The sequence below is a fragment of the Pusillimonas caeni genome (assembly GCF_003545815.1).
Lineage (GTDB): Bacteria > Pseudomonadota > Gammaproteobacteria > Burkholderiales > Burkholderiaceae_B > Pusillimonas > Pusillimonas caeni.
The window spans coordinates 49,784-75,251 of record NZ_PDUW01000003.1; the positions used below are offsets into that span (position 1 = coordinate 49,784).

The 25,468-nt window shown below is 65.4% G+C and carries 19 protein-coding genes, 1 tRNA gene and 1 other RNA gene; 16 read left to right on the forward strand and 5 right to left on the reverse strand.

Annotated features, from left to right (window positions below; genetic code table 11):
• Positions 1 to 73 precede the first annotated feature (73 nt).
• The 3 genes from soxC to CSC67_RS07420 all read left to right on the forward strand — a co-directional run bounded on the left by soxC (position 74) and on the right by CSC67_RS07420 (position 2,152).
• Positions 74 to 1,408: a sulfite dehydrogenase gene (gene soxC / locus CSC67_RS07410; protein ID WP_118993892.1), complete on the forward strand. Its 1,335-nt coding sequence runs from the start codon at positions 74 to 76 to the stop codon at positions 1,406 to 1,408.
• A complete protein-coding gene (locus CSC67_RS07415) occupies positions 1,395 to 1,976 on the forward strand; it encodes a c-type cytochrome (protein WP_118993893.1) in 582 nt (193 codons plus the stop codon). Before soxC ends, CSC67_RS07415 begins: the two co-directional genes overlap by 14 nt.
• A gap of 101 nt (positions 1,977 to 2,077) precedes the next feature.
• Positions 2,078 to 2,152, forward strand: a tRNA-Arg gene (locus CSC67_RS07420).
• An 8-nt stretch (positions 2,153 to 2,160) separates the two neighbouring features.
• Here CSC67_RS07420 and CSC67_RS07425 read toward each other — a convergent pair.
• Positions 2,161 to 3,366 (reverse strand): hypothetical protein, encoded by a 1,206-nt coding sequence (locus CSC67_RS07425; RefSeq protein ID WP_135227440.1) that lies wholly within the window; start codon positions 3,364 to 3,366, stop codon positions 2,161 to 2,163.
• 48 nt (positions 3,367 to 3,414) lie between these two features.
• On the opposite strand from CSC67_RS07425, the gene CSC67_RS07430 reads away from it, so the two are divergent.
• Both CSC67_RS07430 and CSC67_RS07435 read left to right on the forward strand, forming a co-directional pair.
• The gene (locus CSC67_RS07430; protein WP_118993895.1) at positions 3,415 to 4,227 is read left to right on the forward strand and encodes an enoyl-CoA hydratase/isomerase family protein; all 813 of its coding nucleotides are present in this window, start codon (positions 3,415 to 3,417) and stop codon (positions 4,225 to 4,227) included.
• A gap of 19 nt (positions 4,228 to 4,246) precedes the next feature.
• A complete protein-coding gene (locus tag CSC67_RS07435) occupies positions 4,247 to 5,155 on the forward strand; it encodes an SDR family NAD(P)-dependent oxidoreductase (RefSeq protein WP_118993896.1) in 909 nt (302 codons plus the stop codon).
• Here CSC67_RS07435 and ybaK read toward each other — a convergent pair.
• Positions 5,152 to 5,646 (reverse strand): Cys-tRNA(Pro) deacylase, encoded by a 495-nt coding sequence (gene ybaK, locus CSC67_RS07440; RefSeq protein WP_118993897.1) that lies wholly within the window; start codon positions 5,644 to 5,646, stop codon positions 5,152 to 5,154. The two genes, CSC67_RS07435 and ybaK, sit on opposite strands and share 4 nt — an antisense overlap.
• A 15-nt stretch (positions 5,647 to 5,661) precedes the next feature.
• A complete protein-coding gene (xerD, locus tag CSC67_RS07445; RefSeq protein ID WP_118993898.1) occupies positions 5,662 to 6,561 on the reverse strand; it encodes a site-specific tyrosine recombinase XerD in 900 nt (299 codons plus the stop codon).
• Positions 6,562 to 6,648: 87 nt separating this feature from the next.
• On the opposite strand from xerD, the gene CSC67_RS07450 reads away from it, so the two are divergent.
• The 6 genes from CSC67_RS07450 (at position 6,649) to recR (ending at position 16,057) form a co-directional block, all read left to right on the forward strand.
• Entirely contained in the window at positions 6,649 to 9,306 is a 2,658-nt protein-coding gene (locus CSC67_RS07450) for a PD-(D/E)XK nuclease family protein (protein ID WP_118993899.1), read from the forward strand.
• Positions 9,296 to 12,601: a UvrD-helicase domain-containing protein gene (locus tag CSC67_RS07455; protein ID WP_118993900.1), complete on the forward strand. Its 3,306-nt coding sequence runs from the start codon at positions 9,296 to 9,298 to the stop codon at positions 12,599 to 12,601. The genes CSC67_RS07450 and CSC67_RS07455 overlap by 11 nt, the downstream gene beginning before the upstream one ends.
• A 32-nt stretch (positions 12,602 to 12,633) precedes the next feature.
• Positions 12,634 to 12,731, forward strand: an RNA gene (gene ffs / locus CSC67_RS07460) — signal recognition particle sRNA small type.
• A 97-nt stretch (positions 12,732 to 12,828) separates the two neighbouring features.
• Positions 12,829 to 15,075 carry a DNA polymerase III subunit gamma/tau gene (locus CSC67_RS07465; protein WP_118993901.1) on the forward strand — a complete coding sequence of 749 codons (2,247 nt, stop codon included), beginning with the start codon at positions 12,829 to 12,831 and terminating at the stop codon, positions 15,073 to 15,075.
• Between the two features lie 43 nt (positions 15,076 to 15,118).
• A complete protein-coding gene (locus CSC67_RS07470; protein WP_118993902.1) occupies positions 15,119 to 15,445 on the forward strand; it encodes a YbaB/EbfC family nucleoid-associated protein in 327 nt (108 codons plus the stop codon).
• Positions 15,446 to 15,448: 3 nt separating this feature from the next.
• Complete coding sequence (recR, locus tag CSC67_RS07475) at positions 15,449 to 16,057, forward strand: recombination mediator RecR (protein ID WP_118993903.1); 609 nt, start codon at positions 15,449 to 15,451, stop codon at positions 16,055 to 16,057.
• 81 nt (positions 16,058 to 16,138) lie between these two features.
• Here recR and tal read toward each other — a convergent pair whose 3' ends face one another.
• The gene (tal, locus tag CSC67_RS07480; RefSeq protein ID WP_118993904.1) at positions 16,139 to 17,116 is read right to left on the reverse strand and encodes a transaldolase; all 978 of its coding nucleotides are present in this window, start codon (positions 17,114 to 17,116) and stop codon (positions 16,139 to 16,141) included.
• A 148-nt stretch (positions 17,117 to 17,264) separates the two neighbouring features.
• Here tal and carA point away from each other — a divergent pair, with 148 nt between their 5' ends.
• From carA to greA, 4 genes are all read left to right on the forward strand, one after another.
• Positions 17,265 to 18,419, forward strand: a complete 1,155-nt coding sequence (gene carA / locus CSC67_RS07485; RefSeq protein ID WP_167752795.1) for a glutamine-hydrolyzing carbamoyl-phosphate synthase small subunit — start codon at positions 17,265 to 17,267, stop codon at positions 18,417 to 18,419.
• 9 nt (positions 18,420 to 18,428) lie between these two features.
• Positions 18,429 to 21,665, forward strand: coding sequence for a carbamoyl-phosphate synthase large subunit (gene carB / locus CSC67_RS07490; RefSeq protein WP_118993906.1), 3,237 nt, complete (start codon positions 18,429 to 18,431; stop codon positions 21,663 to 21,665).
• A 233-nt stretch (positions 21,666 to 21,898) separates the two neighbouring features.
• Positions 21,899 to 23,218 carry a solute carrier family 23 protein gene (locus CSC67_RS07495; protein WP_118993907.1) on the forward strand — a complete coding sequence of 440 codons (1,320 nt, stop codon included), beginning with the start codon at positions 21,899 to 21,901 and terminating at the stop codon, positions 23,216 to 23,218.
• A gap of 253 nt (positions 23,219 to 23,471) precedes the next feature.
• On the forward strand, positions 23,472 to 23,948 hold the full coding sequence (gene greA, locus CSC67_RS07500) for a transcription elongation factor GreA (protein WP_118993908.1): 477 nt from the start codon (positions 23,472 to 23,474) through the stop codon (positions 23,946 to 23,948).
• Positions 23,949 to 24,154: 206 nt separating this feature from the next.
• Here greA and CSC67_RS07505 read toward each other — a convergent pair whose 3' ends face one another.
• Positions 24,155 to 24,703 carry a YhbY family RNA-binding protein gene (locus CSC67_RS07505; protein ID WP_118993909.1) on the reverse strand — a complete coding sequence of 183 codons (549 nt, stop codon included), beginning with the start codon at positions 24,701 to 24,703 and terminating at the stop codon, positions 24,155 to 24,157.
• A gap of 17 nt (positions 24,704 to 24,720) precedes the next feature.
• Here CSC67_RS07505 and CSC67_RS07510 point away from each other — a divergent pair, with 17 nt between their 5' ends.
• Positions 24,721 to 25,395, forward strand: a complete 675-nt coding sequence (locus tag CSC67_RS07510; protein ID WP_118993910.1) for an RlmE family RNA methyltransferase — start codon at positions 24,721 to 24,723, stop codon at positions 25,393 to 25,395.
• Positions 25,396 to 25,468 lie beyond the last annotated feature (73 nt).

Genomic DNA, 25,468 nt, shown 5'->3' on the forward strand with positions numbered 1-25,468 from the left:
TTGCCGCTAGAATGTGAAATCATACAGACCGATCGGTCTGTATGGAAGCCAACGAGAAAATGGAGGGTAGACAATGACTGAACATCGAGACTCGGCTGTGCGGTCGGCATCCACACAGTTGAGCGAGCAAGGGGCGCCGGATGCGCCGGTTCCCGAGCGTCGCCGATTTCTGGCCAAGGGGGGCGCCCTGGCGGGAGCCCTGGCTACTTTCGGGCTGTCCGAGCACAGCCTGGCCCAGTCCGGGACGGCCGCCGGCGCCGAGACCGCCAATCTGCCGCCCAACGTGCCGCCGTGGACCAAGCAGTTGGGAGAGCCCACCGCCAGCCCTTACGGCAAGCCCTCCAAATTTGAAACCCGCGCCGTGCGCAATCTGTATCCCGGCCTGACCGAGCCGATGTCCGCCTACAGTACGACGCCGCTGCAGGAACTGGACGGCATCATCACGCCCAACGGCCTGTTCTACGAGCGCCATCATGCCGGCGTGCCGCAAGTGGATCCGGCGCAGCATCGCCTGATGATCCACGGCCTGGTGCAAAAGCCTCTGGTCTTCACCGTTGACGAGCTGCGCCAGTTTCCATCCGAGTCGCACATCTACTTCATGGAGTGCTCGGGCAACCCGTCGTTCCTGCCGCCTTGGGGCAAGACCGCTGCAGAGGTGGCGGGCCTGGTGAGCTGCGCGGAGTGGACCGGCGTGCCGCTGAAGATCGTTCTGCAGGAGGTGGGCGTCGACCCGGCCGCGGAATGGATCATTGCCGAAGGGGCGGACGGCGCGGCCATGACGCGCAGCATACCCATGTCCAAGTGCATGGACGATGTGCTGCTGGTCTACAGCCAGAACGGCGAGCGCCTGCGGCCCGAGCAGGGCTATCCCCTGCGTTTGTTCGTGCCCGGTTACGAAGGCAATACGCACATCAAGTGGCTGCGGCGCCTGCATGTCGTCAAGCAGGCCGGCTACACGCGTGAAGAAACCGCCAAGTACACCGACCTCATGGACGACGGGCGCGCCCGCAAATTCTCTTTCATCATGGAGTGCAAGTCCATCATCACCCATCCGTCCGGCACCCATAAGCTCACCCGCAAGGGCAAGCATGAAATGCGCGGCATCGCCTGGAGCGGACGCGGACGCATCGCGCACGTGGACGTCTCGGTCGATGGAGGCAATACCTGGACCGAGGCGCAACTGCAGCAGCCGGTGTTGAACAAAGCCCTGACGGCCTTCCGCGCGCCTTTCGAATGGAACGGCGAGGAATTGACGCTGATGAGCCGGGCCGTGGACGAAACCGGCTATGTGCAGCCGACGCTCGAACAGCTTACCGCCGTTCGCGGGCAGGTATCGTTCTATCACAATAACTCCATCCAGCCCTGGAAGGTGGATGCGAACGGGGAGGTGACGAATGGTCGCGCTTAAATCAACGGTGCTCGCCGCGCTGGCGGCGATGTCGATGGCCGCGCCCGCCGTGGCGCAGGAAGGCTATGGGCTGGGCACGCCGGCCACTCCTGAACAGATCGCCGGATGGCATATCGACGTCCTGCCCGATGGCGACGGCTTGCCGCCCGGCTCGGGTACGGTCATGCAGGGCAAGCAGGTGTACCAGGCGAACTGCCTGGCCTGTCATGGCGCCGATCTGAAAGGAACCGCCCCTTGGCCGGCCCTGATCGGCGGGCAGGGCAGCCTGGCCACCGCCAAGCCGCTCAAGACGGTGGGCAGCTACTGGCCTTATGCCACGACGCTGTACGACTATATTCGCCGCGCCATGCCTTTCCAGACGCCGCAAAGCCTCAGCAACGACGAGGTTTACAGCGTCACGGCGTACATACTGCACATGAACGGCATACTGGACGAGGACGCCACCCTCGACGCGAAAAGCCTGCCGCAGGTCAAGATGCCCAACCGCGACGGCTTCTATGTCGATGACCGCCCCGACACGCAAAACACCCGTTGCATGAGCGACTGCCTCAAGCAGGACGCGGGCTAGGCCTGAGCGAACCGAGGCGGGCCGCATGGGCCCGCCGAGGCCGTTTCGCGGCGGCGCGGGCGGCGGAGGCCGCCTCGCGCCTGCTATACTTTCGCTGCTTTGCCCCTGTAGTTAAATGGATATAACTTTCCCCTCCTAAGGGAAGATTGTAGGTTCGATTCCTGCCGGGGGCGCCAATAGCCTGTCAACCGGCCTTCTTGCCGAGTCCGCATTGCTTCATCGCTGCCTTGCGCAGCCTCTCGTAGTGAGCCAGGTTGAACGTCGGGTCTTTCACGAAGCCGGATGCCGTTGCATCGGCTGTACAACTACAAAATTCCTCGACGTCCTGCGGCCGGTGGGCCTCCATCACCGACACACAAGAGCTGCGGGTCCATGCATATGCATTTGTGCGACTGACGCATTCGTTGCTGACGGGATGAGTGACCTTCTTGAGGATGGCGTCCACACCGACGCGGGCCTCGCTTTGCAGCAGCTCGACCTTGGCATTTTTTTCAATACAGTCGCAATCGAGCATGGCACTCATGAAAGCATTGCTGCGACATTGCGCCTTCACTTCTTTCGCGCGCTGGCCGGCCTCCGGTTCCGTGAGCAGGGCGACTGGCGCGGGCTTGCCGTCGTCGGTGATTTTTCCGACCCTGGGGTCGCAATACAGCGCATGCTCCCTGCCAGAGGCAGTATCGACGATTCTTATCGGGGACTTCCATTTCAAGCATTCGATGCCTGCAAAATAGCGCGCACGATCCTCCGTCGATTTTTTATATGAGCTCCGCCAGGAGCCGTTCTTCTGCTGGACCTGGACCTCCCAGCCTGCGTCCGCTTCTGCCTTTTGTTCGATCTTTTGCTTGGTTTCTTGCTGTTTCCTCGCGTTGTGCGCCTCCAGCATTTTTTTTGCTGAAGAGCAATCAATAGGCGTGGCTTTCCCGGTGCTTTCTTCTATGATGTTCGCCGCCTCGGGCTCGGGATACAACGAAGGGTAGTCGGAGTGCCTACGGCAATTGGTGGAATATGTTGCTATCGCACTTGCTTCTTGTGAATAACTGCTGGATCTTCCCTCAGAGCCATAAACAATCTTGAATTGGCCGAATGCCGTACCGCTGATCAGCAGGCAAGCCGCGCCCAACAACAAATGATTGTGATTCATGTCGATCTCCTGTGCCCGAGCGTGCAAAAGGTCAAAAACAATCTGCCATGCACGGGCCTGGCTGTATTGAAGGCGGGGCGGATCGTGATTTTTCAGATCATGATCGAGTGCGGTTGAGAATTCCATCAGGCATTTGACCGAGAATTGATCCAGTCTGAATTCTTTAGTGCCGAGGCTTGAGGCCGATTGCATCGCTGCCGCGCCCGCCGTTTCCGCCCGCCGCGTCATTCTTTTTGATGACAAGCTCATGATCCGAGGCTTGCTATGATCATCCCAGCTCATACGGGACAAACGATCATGACCGCTGAAGTGCTCAAATACGAAAAGCAAGAACATATCGCCACGATCACGCTGAATCGGCCCGAGGCGCGCAATGCCTTGACGCCCGAAATGCTGTGCCGCCTTGCCGATGCGCTGAGCGATGCCCGTCTCGACGAGGCGGTGCGCGTCGTCATTTTGACCGGCGCGGGCGACAAGGCTTTCTGCGCCGGCGGCGATCTTGGCTCTACGCTGCCCTTGCTGACGGGCGACCGGCTGCCGCAAGACGATTGGGACGAACGCCTGCTCAATGATCCGGAGGTGATGCCTGTGTCGTCCTTGTGCGACGGGGCCATGAACAAGCCCATCATCGCCGCCGTCAATGGCGTCTGCGTGGCCGCCGGCGCTGAACTGCTGTTGGGCACCGACATCCGCATCGCCTCGCACGAATCCCGTTTTGCCTGGCCCGAGGTGCAAAGGGGGCTGATACCGTTTGCCGGCTCGCTGGCGCGGCTGCCGGCGCAACTGCCTTATTGCCGGGCGATGGAATTGATGCTGACGGGCGAAGCGATCGATGCGCAAAAGGCCTTGCAATGGGGGTTGGTGAACTACGTGGTGCACGGGCCCGAGGTGCTTCCCCTGGCCGAGCGGATCGCGCGGCGCATCGCCGGCAACGCGCCCTTGGCCGCGGCCGAAATCAAGAAGACGGCGGTGGACTCCATCGGTCTGTCCCGGCAAGAGGCGTTCAAGCTCGAGAAGCAGGCTTACCGCAGGGTGATGGCGACCGAAGACGCCCGGGAGGGGCCGCGCGCCTTCATGGAAAAGCGCGCTCCGGTATATCGGGGCAAATAGCAAATCAACGAGCGTTTATATGGCAACTGAAATAGATCTCAATGGAAAAGCGGCCGTCGTCACCGGTGGCGGCCGAGGGCTGGGGCTGGCGGTGTCGAAGGCGCTGGCCAAGGCGGGAGCCGCGGTGGTCGTCAACGACGTGGACGAGCAGGCGGCGCAAGAGGCCGTGGAGGCCATCCACGCCGATGGCGGCAGGGCGGTGGCCGAGGTCGTGGCCATAGGCTCGTCGCAGGCGGCGCAGCGCTGCGTGGACAGGGCTGTGCAGGCCTTCGGTCGCCTGGACATCCTGTGCGCCAACGCGGGCATCCTGCGCGACAAGGTGTTGTGGAACATGACCGACGACGATTTCGACGCCGTCATCGAGACGCATCTGCGCGGCACCTTTACCTGCGCGCGCGCCGCGGTGCGGCGCTTCCGCGAGCAGGGCGAGGGCGGGCGGCTCATCCTGGTCTCGTCCCTGGCGGGGCAGCGCGGCAACTTCGGCCAGACCAATTATGCGGCGGCCAAGGCCGGCATCGCCGCCTTTGCCCGCACCTGGGCGCTGGAGTGCGCCCGCCTGGACGTCACCGTCAATGCCGTGCTGCCCATGGCCTTTACCCAGATGGTGGCCGGCATTCCGGCCATGGCGCCCTATGCCGAATTGTTGGCCCAGGGCAAGGACCTTCCGCCCGAGCTGCGCGCCGGCATGGGCCTGGGCCTGCCGGAAGACGTCGCGCCGCTGTTCGTGTTCCTGGCCTCGCAGGCGGCGCAGGGAATTACCGGGCAGTGCATCGGCCTGGGCGGCGACAAGCTTTCGCTGTGGAGCCATCCGCAAGAAATCCGCTACGCCTACAGTGCGGGCGGCTGGACGGTCGGGCAGATTGCGCAGCTGTGGGACAGTTCGGTGGGCCGGGAGCTGGAAGCCTACGGCATACCCATGCCCGATTAATGCTTGGGCAGCGCCGCCTGAACGGGTTTGGCGCCGAGCAATTGCACGATCGCCGACGGAGCGAGGCTGACGAGATAGCCCCGGCGCCCTCCATTGAGATAAATGACGGGATAGTCGAGCAGGGTTTCTTCCAGCCACACCGGCATCTTCTTGCGCGTCGCAAAGGGCGAAGTGCCGCCCACCAGGTAGCCCGAATGCCGTTGCGCCGTGGCGGGGGCGCAGGGCGACACTTTTTTCGCGCCGATCTGGCGGGCCAGGTTCTTGGTCGACACCTCGCAGTCGCCATGCATCAGCACGACCAGCGGCTGGCCGTTCTCGTCTTCCATGATCAGCGTCTTGGCCACCTGATGCGGGTCCACGCCAAGCTGGCGCGAAGATTCCATGGCGCCGCCATGGTCCACATACTCGTACGGATGTTCGCCGAACTCGATCTTGTGCCGCCGCAGCAATTGCGTGGCGGGTGTTTCCGAAACGTGTTTGTCCTTGGCCATGAGATGTTCCGATTGTCAGCCGCGGGGATGATGCGCGGCGTGCAGCGTCTTCAGCCGTTCGCGCGCGACGTGCGTGTAGATCTGGGTGGTGGAGATGTCCGAATGTCCCAGCAGCATCTGGACCACGCGCAGGTCGGCGCCGTGGTTGAGCAGGTGGGTGGCGAAAGCATGTCGCACCACGTGAGGCGACAGGGGTACGTGGATGTCGGCCTGCAGGGCATATTTGCGTACGATCAGCCAGAACGACTGCCGGGTCATCGGCGCCGCGCGAGCGGTCACGAACAGCGCGTCGCAGCGGCGCGACCCTAACAACGCAGGCCGGGCTTCGGCCAGATAGCGATCTATCCAATGCGCGGCTTCCTGGCCCAGCGGCACCAGCCTGTCCTTGCCGCCCTTGCCCATGTTCACCCGCAGCACGCCTTCGTTCAGGTTGACATCGAGCACGTTCAGGCCCACCAGCTCGGACACCCGCAGCCCGGTGGCGTACAGCGTCTCGAGCATGGCCCGGTCGCGCAGGCCGCGCGGCGCGCGGTCGTCGGGCGCCTGCAGCAGGGCGTCGACCTGCTCTTCGGACAAGGTCTTGGGAAAGCGCGCGGCCTGTTTGGCCGCCTTGAGCGTGAGGCAGGGATCGGCGCCCACCCGGCCCTGGCGCAGGGCCCAAAGATAGTATCGCTTGAGCGCCGCCAGGCGGCGGTTGGCGGTGGTCGCCTTGGAGCTGGCATGCCGGGCGACGAACCAGTCCTGGATGTCGGCCGCTTGCGCGGCGTCGATGTCCTTGCGATGGTTGTCATGCAGCCAGCGCGCAAAGGCGGTCAGGTCGCGCCGGTAGGCGGACAGCGTATTTTCCGCCAATCCGTCCTCGAGCCAGACGGCGTCCAGAAAACTGTCGATCGAGGCAGGTGCAGCAAAATCCACGGCGCGATCCGTAATGCGAAAAAGTGAGGTTCCAGCAGGCAATTTTACTCATACCCCTGCGCATTCCAGCACGGTACACTTCGCAGCATGGAAACCACGCTGCCTTCCCTGACGCTGGCTCGGCTGGCCGAGCCCGAAAGCCCCGATACGCTCGTCCTCACCGTCAACAACCGGTACGCCCGCCGCATATTGGCGAGCCTGTCCAAGGGGCTCGACCAGCAGCGGCGCGTCATGGCGCTGCCCGACATCGTTCCTCTGCGGGCGTGGCTGCAGCAGGCGGGCGACACCCTGTCCTTCGTGCCCGAGGCGGGGCTGGCCTCTCATGTGGTCGACGCTTTCGGCGCGCGCAGCTTATGGCAACGTGTCGTCACCGACATGGAAGCCGAACATGTGCTGCTGGATGCCGGCCAGGCGGCGGCGCTGGCGATCGAGGCCGACCGCATGATGTCCGAATGGCGGCTGTCTGTGCAGCCCGGCGAAGAAACCCTCGATCATCAGCGCTTTCTTTTGTGGCGCGACGAATATCGCCGCCGGCTGCAGTCGCTGGATGCCGAGGACGGCGTGCTGGGTTTCGAGCGCGTATGCGACGCGGTCGAAGCCGGCATGCTGGAATACCGTTACACACGCCTGGTGCTGGCGGGCTTCTCCGAGCTTTCGCCCCTTTTGCAGCGGCTGCTCGATGCGCTCCAAGCTCGAGGCGTCGTCCTTTACCGGCTGGACCTGGATGCCGTCAGGGCCGAGTCGGTCCGGCGCGTCCAGGCGCCCGACCCGGATGCCGAGTGGCGCCTGGCGGCCCAGTGGGCCGGCGACAGGCTGCGCAGCGACCCCCATGGGTGCTATGCCATCGTTGCCGCGCAACTCGAGAGCGACGTCGCGCTGGCCCATCGTGTGCTGCGCGAAGCGCTGCGGGGCGAAGGAGGCGAGCCGGCATTCAGCTACAACGTCGCCGTGGCGCGGCCGCTGGCGCAATGGCCGCTGGTCCGCGCGGCGCTCGCCTGGCTGCGCCTGTTGGCCGACATGGCGCGGCATGGTCGATGCCAGCCCGCCGTGGCGGGCGCGGCGCTGTTGGCGGGGCGCTGCGTTGCCGATGCGGAAGAAACCGACGCGCGCGCGCGCGTCGATGCGTCGCTGCGCGCCGACGCCGTCGTCAGCCTGGCCGTGGGCGAATTCGCGCGGCGCCTGGCTCCGCGGGCGCCGGTGCTGGCCGATGCCTGGGCGGCCTGTTTCGAGCATGTGCTCGCCAACGCGGGCAAGGCGCCCATCGACACCTGGGTCGGGCGCTTCAGGCAATGGCTGCAGATACTCGGTTTTCCGGGCCCCGCGGCGCTGGACAGCCATGCCTATCAAACAGTCGAGGCGCTCGAGCGGCTGCTCGAGCGCCTCGCCCGGCAAACCATCGTCCTGGGCCGCATCGACGTCGGCGCCGCTGTGGCGGCGCTTTCTTCGCTGGCAACGCAGACGCCTTTCCAGCCTCAGCGCGATCCGTCGGCGCGACTGGACGTCCAGGGTTTTCTGGAGGCCGAGGGCGGCCGCTGGGACGGCGTGTGGATACTCGGCCTGACCGACGAGGTCCTGCCTTCCATGCCTCGGCCCAACCCCTTGCTGCCGCTGTCGGCTCTGCGCCGTGCCGACGCGCCGCGCGCCACGCCCGAGCGCGAACTGCACTGGGCTCAGACAATGTTCGACGCGCTGCTGCGCACCGCGCCAAGCGTCTGGGTCAGCCACGCGCGGCAGGAGGGCGAGCGAGAGCTGCGCGCCAGTCCCTTCATTATGTCCATCGACGCCGAAGAGCATGCTTTGCGGCGGCCGGCCGTCCAGCCGGCGCCCATGGAACGCATCGTCGACGATCAAGGCCCGCCCCTGCCGCCCGGCGCGCCCACCAAGGGCGGCATTGCCGTCATCGACACCCAGGCCCGCAATCCCTTGTGGGCCTTCGCCCGCTACCGGCTCGGCGCCGGCCTGATGGGCGACTATGCCGACCTGGCCGACCAGAATGCGCGCGGCCTCTTCCTGCACAGATGCATGGAACTCGCATGCAAGTCCCTGACCGACAGCGACAGCCTGCGCGACCAGCAGCTGGACGGCCGCCTGTCTCAAGTCATCGATACGGCGCTTGATCAGGCCGCCCGCGAGTGCCTGGCGGATTATGGCCGGGTCATGCGCGAACTCGAGCAAGCGCGTGCCAAAGCTCTCTTGCATGACTGGTTCGCGCTCGAACTCGAGCGCGGGCCTTTCACCGTGAGGTCGGTCGAGGAGGCCTTCCTGTGGGCGCGCGGGCCGCTGCAGCTTCGCTTGCGCCTGGACCGCATCGACGAACTGCCCGATGGCAGGCTGGCCGTCATCGACTACAAGACAGGGGGCGGCAAGGTCGACCCGAAATCGGACTGGATGCGCGAACGGCCGGTAGGCCTGCAACTGCCTTTCTACGCGGCGGTGCTCGCCGAGGGCAGCGCGTCGGTGTCGGCCCTGCTGCTGGCCCGGCTGCACGCGCGAGGAATAGAAATCAGGGGCCTTGCGGACGGCGATTGCGGCTTCGGGGGGCCGGCCGCCCTGAGCGAATGGGCGGATTTCCAGCATCTTTCCTGGGACGGCCTCATGGCCCAATGGCGGACGGTGATCGAGCGGCTGGCGGACGAATACGCCCAGGGCCTGGCGACTAACATCATCTTGCGGGCGGACGACCTGGCTTATTGCGAGGTGCTGCCCTTCCTGCGCCTGAACGAGGAGGCCGGTCATGTCGTTTAGGCCGCCGTCCGACGCCGCCGTCCGGCAGGCGGCGCTCGACCCCACGCAGTCCTTCCTGATCCAGGCCCCGGCCGGTTCGGGCAAGACCGAACTGCTCACCGACCGCATACTGGCCTTGCTGGCGACGGTCGACCGGCCGGAGGAAATCCTGGCCATCACTTTTACGCGCAAGGCCGCTTCCGAGATGCACGCCCGCGTGCTGGCCAAGCTGAGGGCGGGCCAGGGGCCCGAACCCGACGAGCCGCACAAGAAGCACAGCTGGCATCTGGCGCGCCAGGCCATGGCACGCAACGAGGCAAAGCAATGGAATCTGCTGGCCTACCCGGCGCGGCTCAGCATACGCACCATCGACTCGTTCAGCTCCTGGCTGGTGCGCGCCACGCCCTGGCTCAGCACGCTGGGCGGCCTGCCGGGGGTTACCGAGCATGCACAGGAGCACTATCGCGAAGCCGCCAAGGCCACCCTGGCCATGGCCGATGACGAAGAGGCCGTGGCCAGGCTGATCGCCCATCTGGACGTCGACATCCGCGCGGCGCAGGAACTGATTGCCGGCATGCTGGCCAGCCGCGATCAATGGCTGCCGGTACTGGGCGAAAGCAGCGATGCGGGCCGCTTGCTGCACAATCTGAGCCAGGCCGTCGAGGCCGACTTGCGCCAGTTGGCGCAGTGCATGCCTCCCGGCTGGTCGCACGCCCTGGCCCAGCCTGTCTCGGCCGCCATCGCCGCCTTGCAGTCCGCCGGCAAGCCATGCGCGTTCGACGCGCTGCTCGACTGGGATGGCGCCGCGCTTACGCCTTCCTTCGCCGAACTGGCCCGCTGGCAGGCCCTGGCCGGCGTGCTGCTCACCCAGACCAACACCCTGCGGCGCACCGTGGACAAGCGCATGGGTTTCGAGGCCAGGACTCCGCACAAAGAGAGCTTCGTGCAATGGCTGTCGGCCTGCGATCCCGACGAGCCATGGATAAGCTGCCTGGCCAGAATCCGCAGCGCCCCGGCGGGTGGCTACGAGCCCGGGCAGCTCGCCATGCTCGGCGACCTCGTCCAGGTGCTGTGGCTGGCCACGGCCCAATTGAAACTGCGTTTCGCCGAGCAGTCCGAAGTCGACTTCATCGAGGTCTCCCAGAGCGCCTTGCACGCCCTGGGCAGCGCCGAGCGTCCTTCCGAACTTCTGCTGAAGCTCGACGCGTCCATACGCCACCTTCTCGTCGACGAATTCCAGGACACCAGCCAATCGCAGATCCGCCTGCTGACCTTGCTGACGGCGGGGTGGGAGCCGGGAGACGGCCGCAGCCTCTTTCTGGTGGGCGACCCCATGCAGTCCATCTACCGCTTTCGCAAGGCCGAGGTCGGCCTGTTTCTGAATGCGCGCGATGAAGGCCTGGGCGAGATCCCCCTCAACGCGCTGCAACTCACGGACAATTTCCGTTCCCAGGCCAATATCGTGCATTGGGTCAATCGCATGTTCGAACCGCTGTTCCCGCGGCAGGCCGATCCGGGCATGGGCGCGATTCCCTATACGCCTTCCATGGCGTACAACGAGGCGCTGGACGAGGTCGGCGTCGAGCTGCATCCGGTTTGGACGCATGCTTCCATCGACGCCGCGTCGGCGACCCGGACGGCCGAGGCCATTGCCGTCGACCTGGCGCGCGATGCCCTGCGGCGGCATGCCGACAGCGAGCACCCCGTCGCCATCCTGGTACGCGCACGCGGCCACCTCGAAGAAGTGGTGCGCCGCCTCACGGCCGAAGGCATCCCGTGTCGCGCCGTCGAGCTATCGCCCCTGAAGTCCCGGCAGGCGGTCAGCGATGCGGTGCAGCTGGCCAGGGCCTTGGCCCATCCGGCCGACCGCCTGGCCTGGCTTTCGGTGTTGCGCTCGCCCTTGTGCGGCGTTACCTTGCACTCCTTGCACGGGCTTTTCGGCACGGACCATCACACCACCGCGCGCGAATTGCTGGGCAGGTGGCGGCGCAACGAATCCGCCGCGCCGGTGGAACCGGAGGAGGCCTGGCGCCTGCGCCATGCTTGCGCTGTGCTGTTGGACGAGGGCAACGCATCCGGAGGCATTCCGTTCACCGCCTGGCTGCAGCACTGCTGGGAACGCCTGGGCGGGCCGCTTGTCTACCCGGGCGCGGGCGACCGGGCCGACGTGGAAAGCCTGTTCCGCCTGATCGAAAGACTGGCGCCCTATGGCGGCCTGGATCCGGCCGAGCTCGAGGCGCGGCTCGAGCAGCTGTATGCCGCGCCCGAGGGCGCGGGCCGGTCGGTCGAGGTGATGACCATACACAAGTCCAAGGGGCTGCAGTTCGAAACGGTCATCCTGATGGGCATGCACCGCCGCCCCCGCGCCGACACCCAGCCGCTGCTTCGCCTGGAGCACAGCGAGGGCCGGCTGCTGCTCGGGCCGATCAAGCATCGGGCCTCGGACACGGCCGATTCGGTGTCGACCTATCTGGCCGAGCGCGAGAAACAGCGGGCCGCCTACGAGGCGGACCGCCTGCTGTATGTCGCGGTGACGCGAGCCTGCCAGGCGCTGCACCTCGTCGGCGAGATCGCGCTCGACGACGACGGCAGCGTCAAAGAGCCTTCGCCGGCCAGCCTGCTCGGGCGTCTCTGGCCCTATCTGCCTCAGCCGCAGCCCCCTGAAATGGCCGAGCTGCTCGCCGACGGGCAGGCTTCGGCGGTACGGCCGCCGGCGCGTCCTTTGCTGCGCATGCAGATCGAAAGCCTGCCCATGCCCGAACCGGCGAAGGCGGCAGGGCAGGCGTCGGCCTGGCAATGGATGCCGGACACGGCGCACGAGGCGGCGATCGGTACGGTGGCCCACGCCTGGCTCGAGCGCCTGGGGCGCGAAGGCCCCGATGGGTGGCCGGCCGAACGCGTACGGCAGAGCCTGCCGGTGTTGCGCAAGCAGCTGGGCCGGGCCGGACTGCCGGCGTCGTCCCTGGACGAGGCGGCGGCCGTGGTGAGCGAGGCGCTGTGCGCCACGCTGTCCAGCGAGCGCGGACAGTGGCTGCTGCGCGCGGCGCGGGCCCATCGTGAATGGTCGCTGCTGGATGTCTCGGGCCGGGTCTCGGTCATCGATCTGGCCATTTCCGATGAACAAGGCTGGCTGGTGGTGGACTACAAGACCGGCATGCCCTGGGAGGGCGAGAGCGCGGAAGCGTTCGCGGCGCGCATGCACCAGCGCCACGGAGCGCAGCTGCAGCGCTATTGCGAGCAGGTCGCCGCGCTGGATGGACGGCCCGCCCGCGCCGCCCTGTACTTTCCCAGGGCCGATATCTGGCTGGAGTACTGAAGGCCGGTGCAACTCCTGTTAAACTCCTACTTGGCGGGCCCCTTCGCATGGTCCGGCGGCAAACCTGGTCAGGTCGGGAACGAAGCAGCCATAGTCGCTCAGGATCAGTGCCGAAGCCAGGCTCGCCGCCCTGTTTCCGGCGGCCGTCCGCCAGTGCCTCAAGCCGTGTCGAATCCGGTACACTTTTCTTTTGCCTTCCGATCGCCTTCTGATACGGGTCTTCCTGCATGACATATCTGGTGCTGGCGCGCAAATGGCGGCCGCGTTCCTTCGATACCCTGGTTGGGCAGGACCACGTGGTCCGCGCGCTGACCCATGCCCTGGCGACCCAGCGCCTGCATCATGCCTGGCTCTTCACGGGCACCCGCGGGGTGGGAAAGACAACGCTCTCGCGCATTCTCGCCAAGTCGCTCAACTGCGAGGACGGCATCACGGCCACGCCTTGCGGCAAGTGCCGCGCCTGCGTCGAGATCGACGCGGGGCGCTTCGTCGACTACCTCGAGCTCGATGCGGCGTCCAACCGCGGCGTGGACGAAATGACCCAGTTGCTCGAACAGGCCGTGTACGCGCCCAGCTCGGGCCGCTTCAAGGTCTACATGATCGACGAAGTCCACATGCTGACGGGGCATGCGTTCAACGCCATGCTCAAGACGCTCGAAGAGCCTCCGGCGCACGTCAAGTTCATCCTGGCCACCACCGACCCGCAAAAAATTCCCGTCACCGTCCTGTCGCGCTGCCTGCAGTTCAATCTCAAGCAAATGACGGCCGAGTCCATCGTGTCGCATCTGCAAGAGGTGCTGGCGCAGGAGGGCATCCCGTTTCAGGCGCCGGCGCTGCGGCTGCTCGCCCAGGCGGCGTCGGGTTCGATGCGCGACGCCCTGTCCCTGACCGACCAGGCCATCGCCTATAGCGCGGGAGACCTCACTGTCGAGGCCATGCAGGGCATGCTGGGCACCATCGATCAACGCTATCTCGCGCGGCTGCTGCACGCCCTGGCGGCCGGCAGCGGGGCCGAGGTGCTGCGGGTAGCCGACGAGCTCGCCACCCGGGGGCTGTCCTATTCGGGCGCCCTGGCCGATCTGGCGATATTGCTGTCCCGCGTGGCCATCCAGCAGCGCATTCCCGGCGCGCTCGATCCGGCCGAGCCCATGGCCGACGCCATTGTCGAGCTGGCCGGCGCGATGCACCCGGATCTCGTCCAGCTGTTCTATTCGGTGGCCGTGCACAGCCGCAACGAACTGGCCTTGGCGCCCGACGAATACGCGGGCTTCGTCATGGCCTGCCTGCGCATGCTGGCGCTTGCGCCCAAGGCGCAGTCCGACGACCCCGGCGGCTCGGGGCGCGCGCCCTCCGGCGGCCACTCCGCCGGCGCGACGCCGCTTGGCGCAAAATCTGCCGGCGAGGCGGTGTCCGCCAGCGCGCCCGCCAGTGCGCCTGTCGGCTCCGCGTCAGCATCCGCCTCGTCTCCTGAAGCTGCACCTTCTGAATCCGTCACGGGATCCGCGTCCGTCACGGGCGCTGCGCAGGCTCCGGTTATCGCTCCTTCGCCCGCGCCCCTATCGGGTGGCGCGCCGACTCCGGCTCCTGCTGATAGCGCGCGTGGCGGACCCGCTCTGCAGGACGGACAGCAGCCTGCCCATGTCCCCGCCGAACCCGAGCCGCGGGCGCCGGCGGCAAGTCCTGCAGCGCCACAGGGTTCGATACAGGACGCTTCGCCGCCGGATATCCAGGCTCCGGCCGAGACAGCGTCTCCAGCGAGCGCGCCGATGGGTGCGGCGCGGGACCGGGCGACGGCCGAAACAGTCCAGCCGGCGCGCGCCGCCGAGGCCGCGGCGCCGTCGCCGCCGGACGATGTCCCCGCCTGGGAAGACATTCCGCCCGATGCCGAAGCTGCGCAATTCGAACCCTACGGCATGGCCGACGATGCGGCGGACGAGTTTCTCGCCGGCGGCGCCGACAGTTCTTTCATGCCTGCTGACGACGATTCGGGGGCGAGCCATGACGCCGCTGTGCAATGGGTGCCCGACACGCCCCTTTTCGAGGCCGAGCGCCCCAGGATCCGTTCGCCGCGCCTCGCGCAGATGACGGCCAAGGCATGGCCCGCCCTGGCGGCGAAACTGCCGGTCACCGGCCTGGCGGCCGAACTGGCGCGCCAGAGCGAATGGCTCGGCGTGCAAGACGACCAGATCCGGCTGCGCGTCGCCGTGCGCACCCTGGCGGCGACGGCGGGCAGGCAGCGCCTGCGCACCGTGCTGTCCGAGCATTTCGGCACGGTCGTGCAGTTGGACGTGGAATTCGGCGCCACGGGCGAGGAAACCGCACACGCCGTGGCGCAGGCCGAAAGGGCGGCGCGACAGAAACAGGCCGAACAGGCCGTGCAGGAAGATCCCTTCGTGCGGGCCCTCATCGACGAATTCGGCGCCCAGCTCATTCCAGGCTCGGTGCGGGCCATGTACGACAACAGGGCCGCATAGCGCCGGCCGGCGCGATTCATTACTCTACACAGGAAATACGCTCATGATGAAAGGACAGATTGCCGGACTGATGCGCCAGGCGCAGCAGATGCAGGAAAACATGAAGAAGGCGCAAGAGGCGCTGGCCGACATCCTCGTCGAGGGCGCTTCGGGCGGCGGGCTGGTCAAGGTCACCATGACCTGCCGCAACGACGTCAAGCGCGTGGCCATCGATCCCACCCTGCTCGAAGAAGACAAGGACATGCTGGAAGACCTCCTCGCGGCCGCGGTCAACGATGCGCTGCGCAAGGCCGAAGCGACGGCGCAGGAAAAGATGTCGTCGGTGACGGCCGGAATGCCCCTGCCTCCGGGAATGAAGCTGCCTTTCTGATCGATGTCCTCCACGCTGCCCGAACCCGAGCCGCTGAAGGCGCTCATCGAGGCCTTGCGCCGCCTGCCGGGCGTCGGTGTGCGTTCGGCGCGCCGCATGGCCTACCACATGCTTCAGCACGATGTGGCAGGGGCCGAGCGCCTGGCCGCGGCCTTGGGCGACGCGGTGCGTGATCTGCGCCATTGCGAGCGCTGCAATGGCTTTTCGGACGAGGCGATATGCCCGGTCTGCGCCAACCCCAAGCGTGACGCTTCCCTGCTGTGCGTGGTCGAGACGCCGGCGGACCAGAACATGATCGAGTCCAGCCACGGATACAAGGGGCTGTACTATGTGTTGATGGGGCGGCTGGCGCCGCTCGAGGGAGTGGGGCCGGCCGAATTGCAGTTCGACCGGCTGATCAAGCGGGCCTGCGACGGCGAGGTGCGCGAGGTGATCCTGGCCACCAACTTCACCGCCGAGGGCGAGACCACGGCCCACTATCTGGCTGAATCATTGCGCTCGCAGGGTTTGGCGGTATCGCGCCTGGCGCGGGGCGTGCCCGCGGGCAGCGAGCTGGAATACGTGGACGCGGGCACCATCGCCTGGGCGCTGATGGAGCGGCGCAGTTCTTGAGTTTTCCAGAAATTGAGTTCCTGAGCCGGCGTAGGGCGGGCCCGTATTTTTGGGCGCCGCTCGCTGCTCTGAGCCCTGTCTTTACACCGTATCAGCCGAAGCCCCCACCCGCACCTGCTCGATGAGGGCGTCGAGCTTGGCCGCGTCCGCCGAGAAGATGCGGATGCCTTCGCCCAGTTTATCGCTGGCCATGGCGTCCATATTGAGCGTGGTGCGGAACAGCACTTCGTCCATCACGATGCGCTCGGGCGGGTTTTGCACCGCGGTGCTCGGGTCGAGCTGGCGGGCGAGCGGTTCGGTGCCGGCTGCCAGTTCGCCCAGCAGTTCGGGACTGATGGTAAGCAGGTCGCAGCCGGCCAGCGCGCGGATCTGGCCGATGTTGCGGAAGCTGGCGCCCATGATTTCGGTGGGAATGCCGTGAGCCTTGTAATAGCGGTAGATGCTGCGCACCGACTGCACGCCGGGGTCGGAGGCGCCCGCGTTGGCGGCTTCGTCCCATTGCCCGCCGGCGGCCTTTTTGTGCCAGTCGTAGATGCGGCCGACGAAAGGCGAGATGAGGCGCACCTTGGCCTGGGCGCAGGCAACGGCCTGGGCCAGTGAAAACAGCAGGGTGAGGTTGCAGGCGATGCCTTCGGCCTGCAGAGCCTTGGCCGCCTGGATGCCTTCCCAGGTAGAGGCGATCTTGATCAGGACGCGTTCGCGCGGGATGCCGGCCAGCCTGTACAGCTCGATGATTTGCCGCGCGCGGATGACTGTGGCCTTGGTATCGAAGGAGAGCCGCGCGTCGACTTCGGTGGAGACGCGGCCGGGCACGATCTTGAGAATTTCGCGGCCGAAGGCCACCAGCAGCCGGTCGACCAGCTCTTGCAGCGGCGCGCCGGGGTGGTCGGTGACCGTGCGCTCCAGCAGGGGCCGGTAGGCGTCCTTCTGTACCGCCTTGAGGATCAGCGAAGGGTTGGTCGTGGCGTCGGTGGGGCGATGCACCTGCATCGCCTCGAAATCGCCGGTGTCGGCGACGACGGTGGTGTATTGGCGCAGGGCTTCGAGTTGATTGGACATGGATGGGGTCTTCTTTCAGCGTTGGGCATCATCCCTGGTCGGGCACCCCTATAGTATAGGTGCAAAGCGCGAAGCGGCGCTGAGGGTCGCCCGCAACTCAAGTATAATTGGAGGGTTTACTTACTGACTTTATAACCGGGGTTTAGCGTTGCTACCGTCACTACTACCCGAGGGGTCTGATTCGACTCCTCCCGCAATTCTGGCCTTGGCGGACGGTACCATCTTCAAGGGCGTCTCCATCGGCGCAGATGGACATACCGTCGCCGAGGTCGTCTTCAACACTTCCATGACGGGCTATCAAGAGATCCTCACCGATCCCAGCTATAGCGGCCAGATCGTCACGCTTACTTATCCGCACATCGGCAATACCGGCATCAATGCCGAAGACGTCGAATCCACGCGCGTCCATGCCGCGGGGCTCGTCGTGCGCGACTGTTCGCTGCGCGTATCGAGTTTTCGCGCCACCATGTCGCTGCCCGCCTACCTGAAGCAGCAGGGCATCGTGGCCATTTCGGGCGTCGACACCCGCAAGCTTACGCGCATTCTGCGCGACAGCGGCGCCCAGGGCGCCTGCATCCTCGTCGGCGAAGACGAGCAGAAGGCGGTCGAACTGGCGCGCGGCTTTCCCGGCATGGCCGGGCAGGACCTGGCCCGCACCGTGTCCATCAAGAGCATAGAGTCCTGGAGCGAGGGCACCTGGAAGCTGGGCTCGGGCTTTGCGCAAATCGGTTCCGGCGAACACCACGTGGTGGCCTACGATTTCGGCATCAAGTCGAATATATTGCGCCTGCTCGCCGACCGCGGCTGCCGCATCACCGTGGTGCCGGCGCAGACGCCGGTCGACGAGGTGCTGGCGCTCCATCCCGACGGCATCTTCCTGTCGAACGGGCCGGGCGACCCCGAGCCCTGCGACTACGCCATCGAAACCGCGCGGGCGGCCATCGAGCGCAAGATTCCCCTGTTCGGCATCTGCCTGGGCCAGCAGATCATCGGCCTGGCCGTGGGCGGCAAGACCGTCAAGATGAAGACCGGCCATCACGGCGCCAATCACCCGGTGCACGAGCTCGACACCGGCCGGGTGTTCATCACCAGCCAGAACCACGGCTTCAACGTCGATGGCGAGTCGCTGCCGGGCAATGCCCGCGTCACGCACGTGTCGCTGTTCGACGGCACCCTGCAGGGCTTCGAGCTGACCGACGCGCCTGCCTTCTGCTTTCAGGGCCACCCCGAGGCCAGCCCGGGCCCGCACGACATCGTCGTGCTCTTCGACAAATTCATCAGCCTCATGGCCCAGAAAAAGTAATTCAGCACCATGCCAAAGCGTACAGACATAAAAAGCATACTCATCATCGGCGCGGGGCCCATCGTCATCGGACAGGCCTGCGAATTCGATTATTCCGGCGCGCAGGCGTGCAAGGCCCTCAAGGCCGAGGGCTACCGTACCGTTCTGGTCAACAGCAATCCGGCCACCATCATGACCGACCCGGAAACGGCCGACGTCACCTATATCGAGCCCATCACCTGGCAGGCCGTAGAAAAAATCATCGAGCGCGAAAAGCCCGATGCCCTGCTGCCGACCATGGGCGGGCAAACCGCGCTCAACTGCGCGCTCGACCTGGCGCGCCACGGCGTGCTCGAAAAGCACGGGGTCGAAATGATCGGCGCCAACGCCACCGCCATCGACAAGGCCGAAGACCGCCAGAAGTTCAAGCAGGCCATGACCGAAATCGGCCTGGAGTCGGCCAAGTCGGGCGTGGCGCACTCCATGGACGAAGCCTGGGCGGTGCAGAAGCGCATCGCCGAAGAAACCCGCTCGGCCGGCTTTCCGGTGGTGATCCGCCCCAGCTTCACGCTGGGCGGCACGGGGGGCGGCATTGCCTACAACCAGGAAGAGTTCGAGGTGATCTGCCGCCGCGGGCTCGAGGCCTCGCCCACCAACGAACTGCTGATCGAAGAGTCTTTGCTGGGCTGGAAAGAATTCGAGATGGAGGTCGTGCGCGACTGCGTCGACAACTGCATCATCGTCTGCTCGATCGAGAACCTGGACCCCATGGGCGTGCATACGGGCGACTCCATCACCGTCGCGCCGGCCCAGACGCTTACCGACAAAGAATATCAAATCATGCGCAACGCCTCGATCGCGGTGCTGCGCGAGATCGGCGTCGACACCGGCGGCTCGAACGTGCAGTTCGCGGTCAACCCGGACAACGGCCGCATGATCGTCATCGAGATGAACCCGCGTGTGTCGCGTTCGTCGGCCCTGGCCTCCAAGGCCACCGGCTTTCCCATTGCCAAGGTGGCGGCGCGCCTGGCGGTGGGCTATACGCTCGATGAGCTCAAGAACGAGATCACCGGGGGGGCCACGCCGGCGTCCTTCGAGCCCACCATCGACTATGTCGTCACCAAGGTGCCGCGCTTCGCCTTCGAGAAATTCCCCCAGGCAGATTCGCGCCTGACCACCCAGATGAAGTCGGTGGGCGAGGTCATGGCCATCGGCCGCAGCTTCCAGGAATCCTTCCAGAAAGCCCTGCGCGGGCTCGAGGTGGGCGTGGACGGCCTCAACCAGAAAACCACCGACCGCGAGAAGCTGCAGGTCGAGCTGGGCGAACCCGGTCCCGAGCGCATCTGGTACGTGGGCGATGCTTTTGCGCAGGGCTTCAGCCTCGAAGAGGTGCACAGCCTCACCCACATCGACCCCTGGTTCCTGGCGCAGATCAAAGAAATCGTCGACATCGAGCTGGCCCTCGAGCAGAAAACGCTGGCCGACCTCGACCGCGACACCGTGTGGCAGCTCAAGCGCCGCGGCTTCTCCGACCGCCGCCTGGCCTTCCTGCTGGACACCTCCGAATCCGAATTCCGCAAGCTGCGCCATGCGCTGGGCGTGCGCCCTGTCTACAAGCGCGTCGACACCTGCGCCGCCGAATTCCCCACCAAGACGGCCTACATGTACTCCACCTACGAGGACGAGTGCGAGGCCGCGCCCACCGACCGCAAGAAAATCGTCGTGCTGGGCGGGGGGCCGAACCGCATCGGGCAGGGCATCGAATTCGACTACTGCTGCGTGCATGCCGCGCTGGCCCTGCGCGAAGATGGTTTCGAAACCATCATGATCAACTGCAACCCCGAGACGGTGTCCACCGACTACGACACGTCCGACCGCCTCTATTTCGAACCGCTCACGCTCGAGGACGTGCTCGAGATCGTGCACAAAGAAAACCCGGCCGGCATGATCGTGCAATACGGCGGACAGACTCCGCTCAAGCTGGCGCGCGCGCTCGAGGCCAATGGCGTGCCCATCATCGGCACCAGCCCCGAGTCCATCGACGTGGCCGAAGACCGCGAGCGCTTCCAGAAGCTGCTCAACAAGCTGGGTCTGCGCCAGCCGCCCAACCGCACCGCGCGCACCGAGGGCGAGGCCATGGCGCATGCCGCCGAAATCGGCTACCCGCTCGTCGTGCGGCCCAGCTATGTGCTGGGCGGCCGCGCCATGGAGATCGTGCACGAGCCCCAGGATCTCGAACGCTATATGCGCGAGGCGGTCAAGGTCAGCAACGATTCGCCCGTGCTGCTGGATCACTTCCTGAATAACGCCACCGAAGTCGACGTCGATTGCATCGCCGACGGCGAAATCGTCTTCATCGGCGGCGTCATGGAACACATCGAACAGGCGGGCGTGCACTCCGGCGACTCGGCATGCAGCCTGCCGCCGTATTCGCTGTCGGACGACACCATTGCCGAGATCGAGCGCCAGACCACGCTGATGGCCCGGGCGCTGAACGTCAAGGGCCTGATGAACGTGCAGTTCGCCATCCAGAACGGCGACGTCTACGTGCTGGAAGTCAACCCCCGCGCTTCGCGCACCGTACCCTTCGTGTCCAAGGCGACCGGCCTTCAGCTGGCCAAGATCGCCGCCCGGGTCATGGCGGGCAGCACGCTCGAATCCCAGGGCGTCGTCAAGCAGGTCGTGCCTCACTACTTCTCGGTCAAGGAAGCGGTCTTCCCCTTTGTGAAATTCCCGGGGGTCGACACCATTCTGGGCCCCGAAATGAAATCCACGGGCGAAGTCATGGGTGTGGGCGAAAGCTTCGGCGAAGCCTTCGTCAAGTCCCAGCTTGCCGCGGGCGTCGCGCTGCCCGAGTCGGGCGTGGCCTTCATCAGCGTGCGCGACCAGGACAAGCCGCGCGCCGTCGAAGTGGCCCGCGGGCTCATCGCCCTGGGCTTCACCGTGGTCGCCACGCGCGGCACGGCGGCGGCCATCGAGGCCGCCGGCCTGGCGGTTCAGGTGGTCAACAAGGTGACCGAAAGCCGGCCTCATATCGTCGACATGATCAAGAACCGGGAAATCTCCCTGGTCATCAATACGGTCGAAGAGCGCCGCAACGCCATCGCCGATTCGCGCCTGATCCGCACCAACGCCCTGCAGTCGCGGCTGACCTTCTTCACCACCATCTCGGGGGCGAGGGCGGCTGTCGAAGGCCTGCAGTATCTGCGCCATGGCGGCGGCCTGAAGGTCTACCCTCTGCAGGAGCTGCACGCCACGCTGCATTGAGCAGCGCGGGCGAGTATCTTCGTTAAGGGAACGGCGGCGCTGCCGCCGTTTTTTTTGCCGCCGGGCCGTCCAAAGGCAAAAAAGCCCCTTTGGGGGGCAGCAAGCAGGCGCAGCCTGCGTGGCGTGGGGGGCCATTTTTTGTCCGGACATCGCCCTTGCGCACCGGACGGGCCTGCGCGTACACTCTTGCCCCAGCGCTGGACCCTCAATCAATAATCAATAAGGCATCGTCAATGTCGCAATCCTATTTCCCCCGCTGGAAGCCGGTACTGAGCAAGGCCGACAACATGGTGGTGCAGCCCGACGAATACTTGTCGGCGCCGCAAAGCCTGGCCATGGGCGCCCAGCACGTCGTCGCCATGTTCGGCTCCACCATCCTGGCGCCGCTGCTGATGGGCTTCGACCCCAATGTCGCCATATTGATGTCGGGCATCGGCACCCTGATCTTCTTTCTCTTCGTCGGGGGGCGGGTGCCCAGCTACCTGGGGTCCAGCTTCGCCTTCATCGGCGGCGTCATCGCGGTCACCGGCTATGCCGGGGCCGGCCCCAATGCCAACATCGGCCTTGCCCTGGGCGCCATCATCATCTGCGGCCTGGTGTACACGCTGATCGGCCTGGTGGTGTGGTGGATGAACGCGCGCTCGGGCGACGGCGCCCAGTGGATAGACCGGCTCATGCCGCCCGTGGTGACCGGCGCCATCGTCGCCGTCATCGGCCTGAACCTGGCGCCCATCGCCGCCAAGGGGGCCATGGGCGGCAGCACCTTCGAAGCGCTCATGGCGCTGCTGACCGTGCTGTGCGTGGGCGGCATCGGCGTCTATGCCCGCGGCACCACCCAGCGCCTGCTGATACTGGTGGGCCTGCTGCTGTCCTGCGTCCTCTACGCCGCGCTGACCAACGGCCTGGGACTGGGCAAGCCGCTGGACTTCAGCGGCGTGGCGGCCGCTCCCTGGCTCGGCCTGCCGCACTTCGCCAGCCCCGTGTTCAATGTCCATGCCATCAGTGTCATCGCCCCGGTGGCCATCATCCTCGTGGCCGAGAACCTGGGCCACATCAAGGCAGTCAGCGCCATGACGGGCCGCAATCTGGACGTCTACCTGGGCCGCGCCTTCGTCGGCGACGGCGTGGCCACCATGGTGTCGGGTGCGGTGGGCGGCACGGGGGTCACCACCTATGCCGAGAACATCGGCGTCATGACGGTTACGCGCATCTATTCCTCGCTGGTCTTCGTGGTGGCGGCCTGCATCGCCATCCTGCTGGGATTCTCGCCCAAGTTCGGGGCGCTGATCCAGCTGATTCCCGGTCCGGTGCTGGGCGGCATGTCGGTCGTAGTGTTCGGCCTCATCGCCGTGGCGGGCGCGCGCATCTGGGTGGTGAACCAGGTCGATTTCAGCGACAACCGTAATCTCATCGTCGCGGCCGTCACCCTGGTGCTGGGAGCCGGCAATTTCTCCATCCAGTTCGGCGCCTTCAAGCTGGACGGCATCGGCACCGCCACCTTCGGCGCCATCATTCTGCATGCCCTCCTGAGCGCGCGCCGCGCGCGCCCCTGAGCCCGGAATAATGGCCGGCAAAGGGGGCTTGCAATTTACGCCGACTTTGCCGACAATAACTCATGCACCCCCGGTTCAGGAGAGCCGGGGTTTTGCTTTAAATCATAAAAACTCGTTGTTTTCATAGTTAAAGAGTCAGCTCAAGAAACCAACATCCTTCTTACTGATTGCCGGTAACGTTCTGTCGCCGGCGCTCTTTACCAGAGGCGCTCCCTCGTTGCGGAGCGTCTTTTTACTTTCATTCAGGAACACCATGGCTGCCATACCATTGACAGCAAGCGGCGCTGAACGCTTGCAACAAGAACTGCATCGCTTGAAAACCGTCGAGCGCCCCGACGTCATCAATGCCATCGCCGAGGCGCGGGCTCAGGGCGACCTGTCCGAAAACGCCGAATACGAGGCCGCGCGCGAACGCCAGGCCTTCGTCGAAGGCCGCATACAGGAACTCGAAGGCACGCTTTCCAATGCCCAAATCATCGATCCCACCGCGCTGGACGTCGACGGCACGGCCGTGTTCGGGGCTACCGTCGAAATCGAAGACCTCGAATCGGGCGAGCGCCTTAGCTACCAGATCGTGGGCGATGCCGAGGCCGACATCCGCGCCAACCGCATTTCCGTCTCCAGTCCCGTGGCCCGTGCGCTCATCGGAAAATCCGAAGGCGACGTGGTCGAAGTCAAGGCGCCGGCCGGCATACGCGAGTACGAAATCGTCGGCATCAGCTATATTTGACCGCCGGCAGCGCGGCCGCGTTCGCAAAGCCAGGCTTTCGGACGTGTAAAATAGCCGGCCGCGGTCGGTATGTTCTGGCATTCATGCCAAGGCCCGGCGGGCACAACGGCCCGGGGCAAAAAAAAGCCCACACGAATGCGTGTAGGGCTTTATTGTTTTAAGGCCGCGCTTGCAACCTATGCCGCCATGGCGGCATAGGTGCAGGCTTATCGCTTGCGGGTATCCGCGGCTTTGCCGCGGCGCACGCCGGCGCGCAGGGTCAGGGCGCTGCCCGCGGCGCGGCGCGGGATGCCGTGGGCCGCAGCGGGGGCTTGCGCCGCACGCCGAGCGCCCGAAGCTGTTTCGGAAGCCGGTTTGCGGGGGCTCTTGCGAGCCGGCTTGGCGCCCGAGGCCGCCTGTTTTTTGGATACATAGGGCTCGGAGGGTTTGCGCTGAGCGCGCGTGGCGTTGCGGGCCTGCGCTTCGGCCTGGGCTTTTTCGGCGTCGGGCCGGTAGACGATCAAGGTCTTGCCCAGGTGATGCACGGCGGCGCACGACAGGGCGTCGCAAATGGTTTCCAGGGTGGCGTCGCGTTCGGCGCGCTCTTGGCCATTGACCCTTATCTTGATGAGCTGATGGGCTTTGAGGTTGAGGTCGATTTCTTTGAGAACGGCCGGAGTCAGGCCCTTGTCGCCGATCATGACGACGGGATGCAGCGGGTGGGCGGCGGCGCGCAGAGCGCTGCGCTCTTGGGATGTAATGTCGAGTTTGGGCATAGTGGAATTGTACGGGAATGGCCAAGAAAAAATTCTCAAAAAACTGGATTCAGCAACACATCAACGATCCGTATGTGAAATTGGCGCAACAGAAGGGTTACCGGGCCCGGGCCGCCTTCAAGCTGCTCGAGATCCTCGAAACGGAAAAGCTGATGAACAAGGGCGACGTCGTCGTCGACCTCGGCTCGGCCCCCGGAAGCTGGTCGCAGGTGGCGCGTGAGCGCCTGGCCGGGCCCGGAGGCGCGGTGCAGGGGCGCATCATTGCGCTGGACATGCTGCCGATGGAGCCCGTCGCCGGGGTCGAATTCATTCAGGGCGACTTTCGCGAAGATGCCGTGCTCGAGCAGTTGAAACAAATTGTTGGGGATTCCCGGGTCGATCTTGTGATTTCGGACATGGCCCCCAACTTGTCAGGTGTGGGGTCGGCCGACTCGGCCCGCATCCAGCACGTATGTGAATTGGCGCTCGACTTTGCCCTGCAGCATCTGCAGCCCGACGGGGCGCTCATCGTGAAGGCGTTTCACGGCAGCGGCTTTTCCCAGATAGTCGAATCTTTCAAACAGAATTTCCGGCGTGTCGTCGAGCGCAAACCCAAGGCTTCGCGCGATAAATCGTCTGAAACATTTTTGGTCGCCCGGGGGGTCAAAACCCGGGAAAATCAAAGCGATGTTCGTTCTGTCGGGTTAGAATGAATCATTCAATTGCCTGATCGGCTGCCATTGACGCGGGGCGGTGAGTCAGGTCGAGGTTACGTAGGAGGTTGGC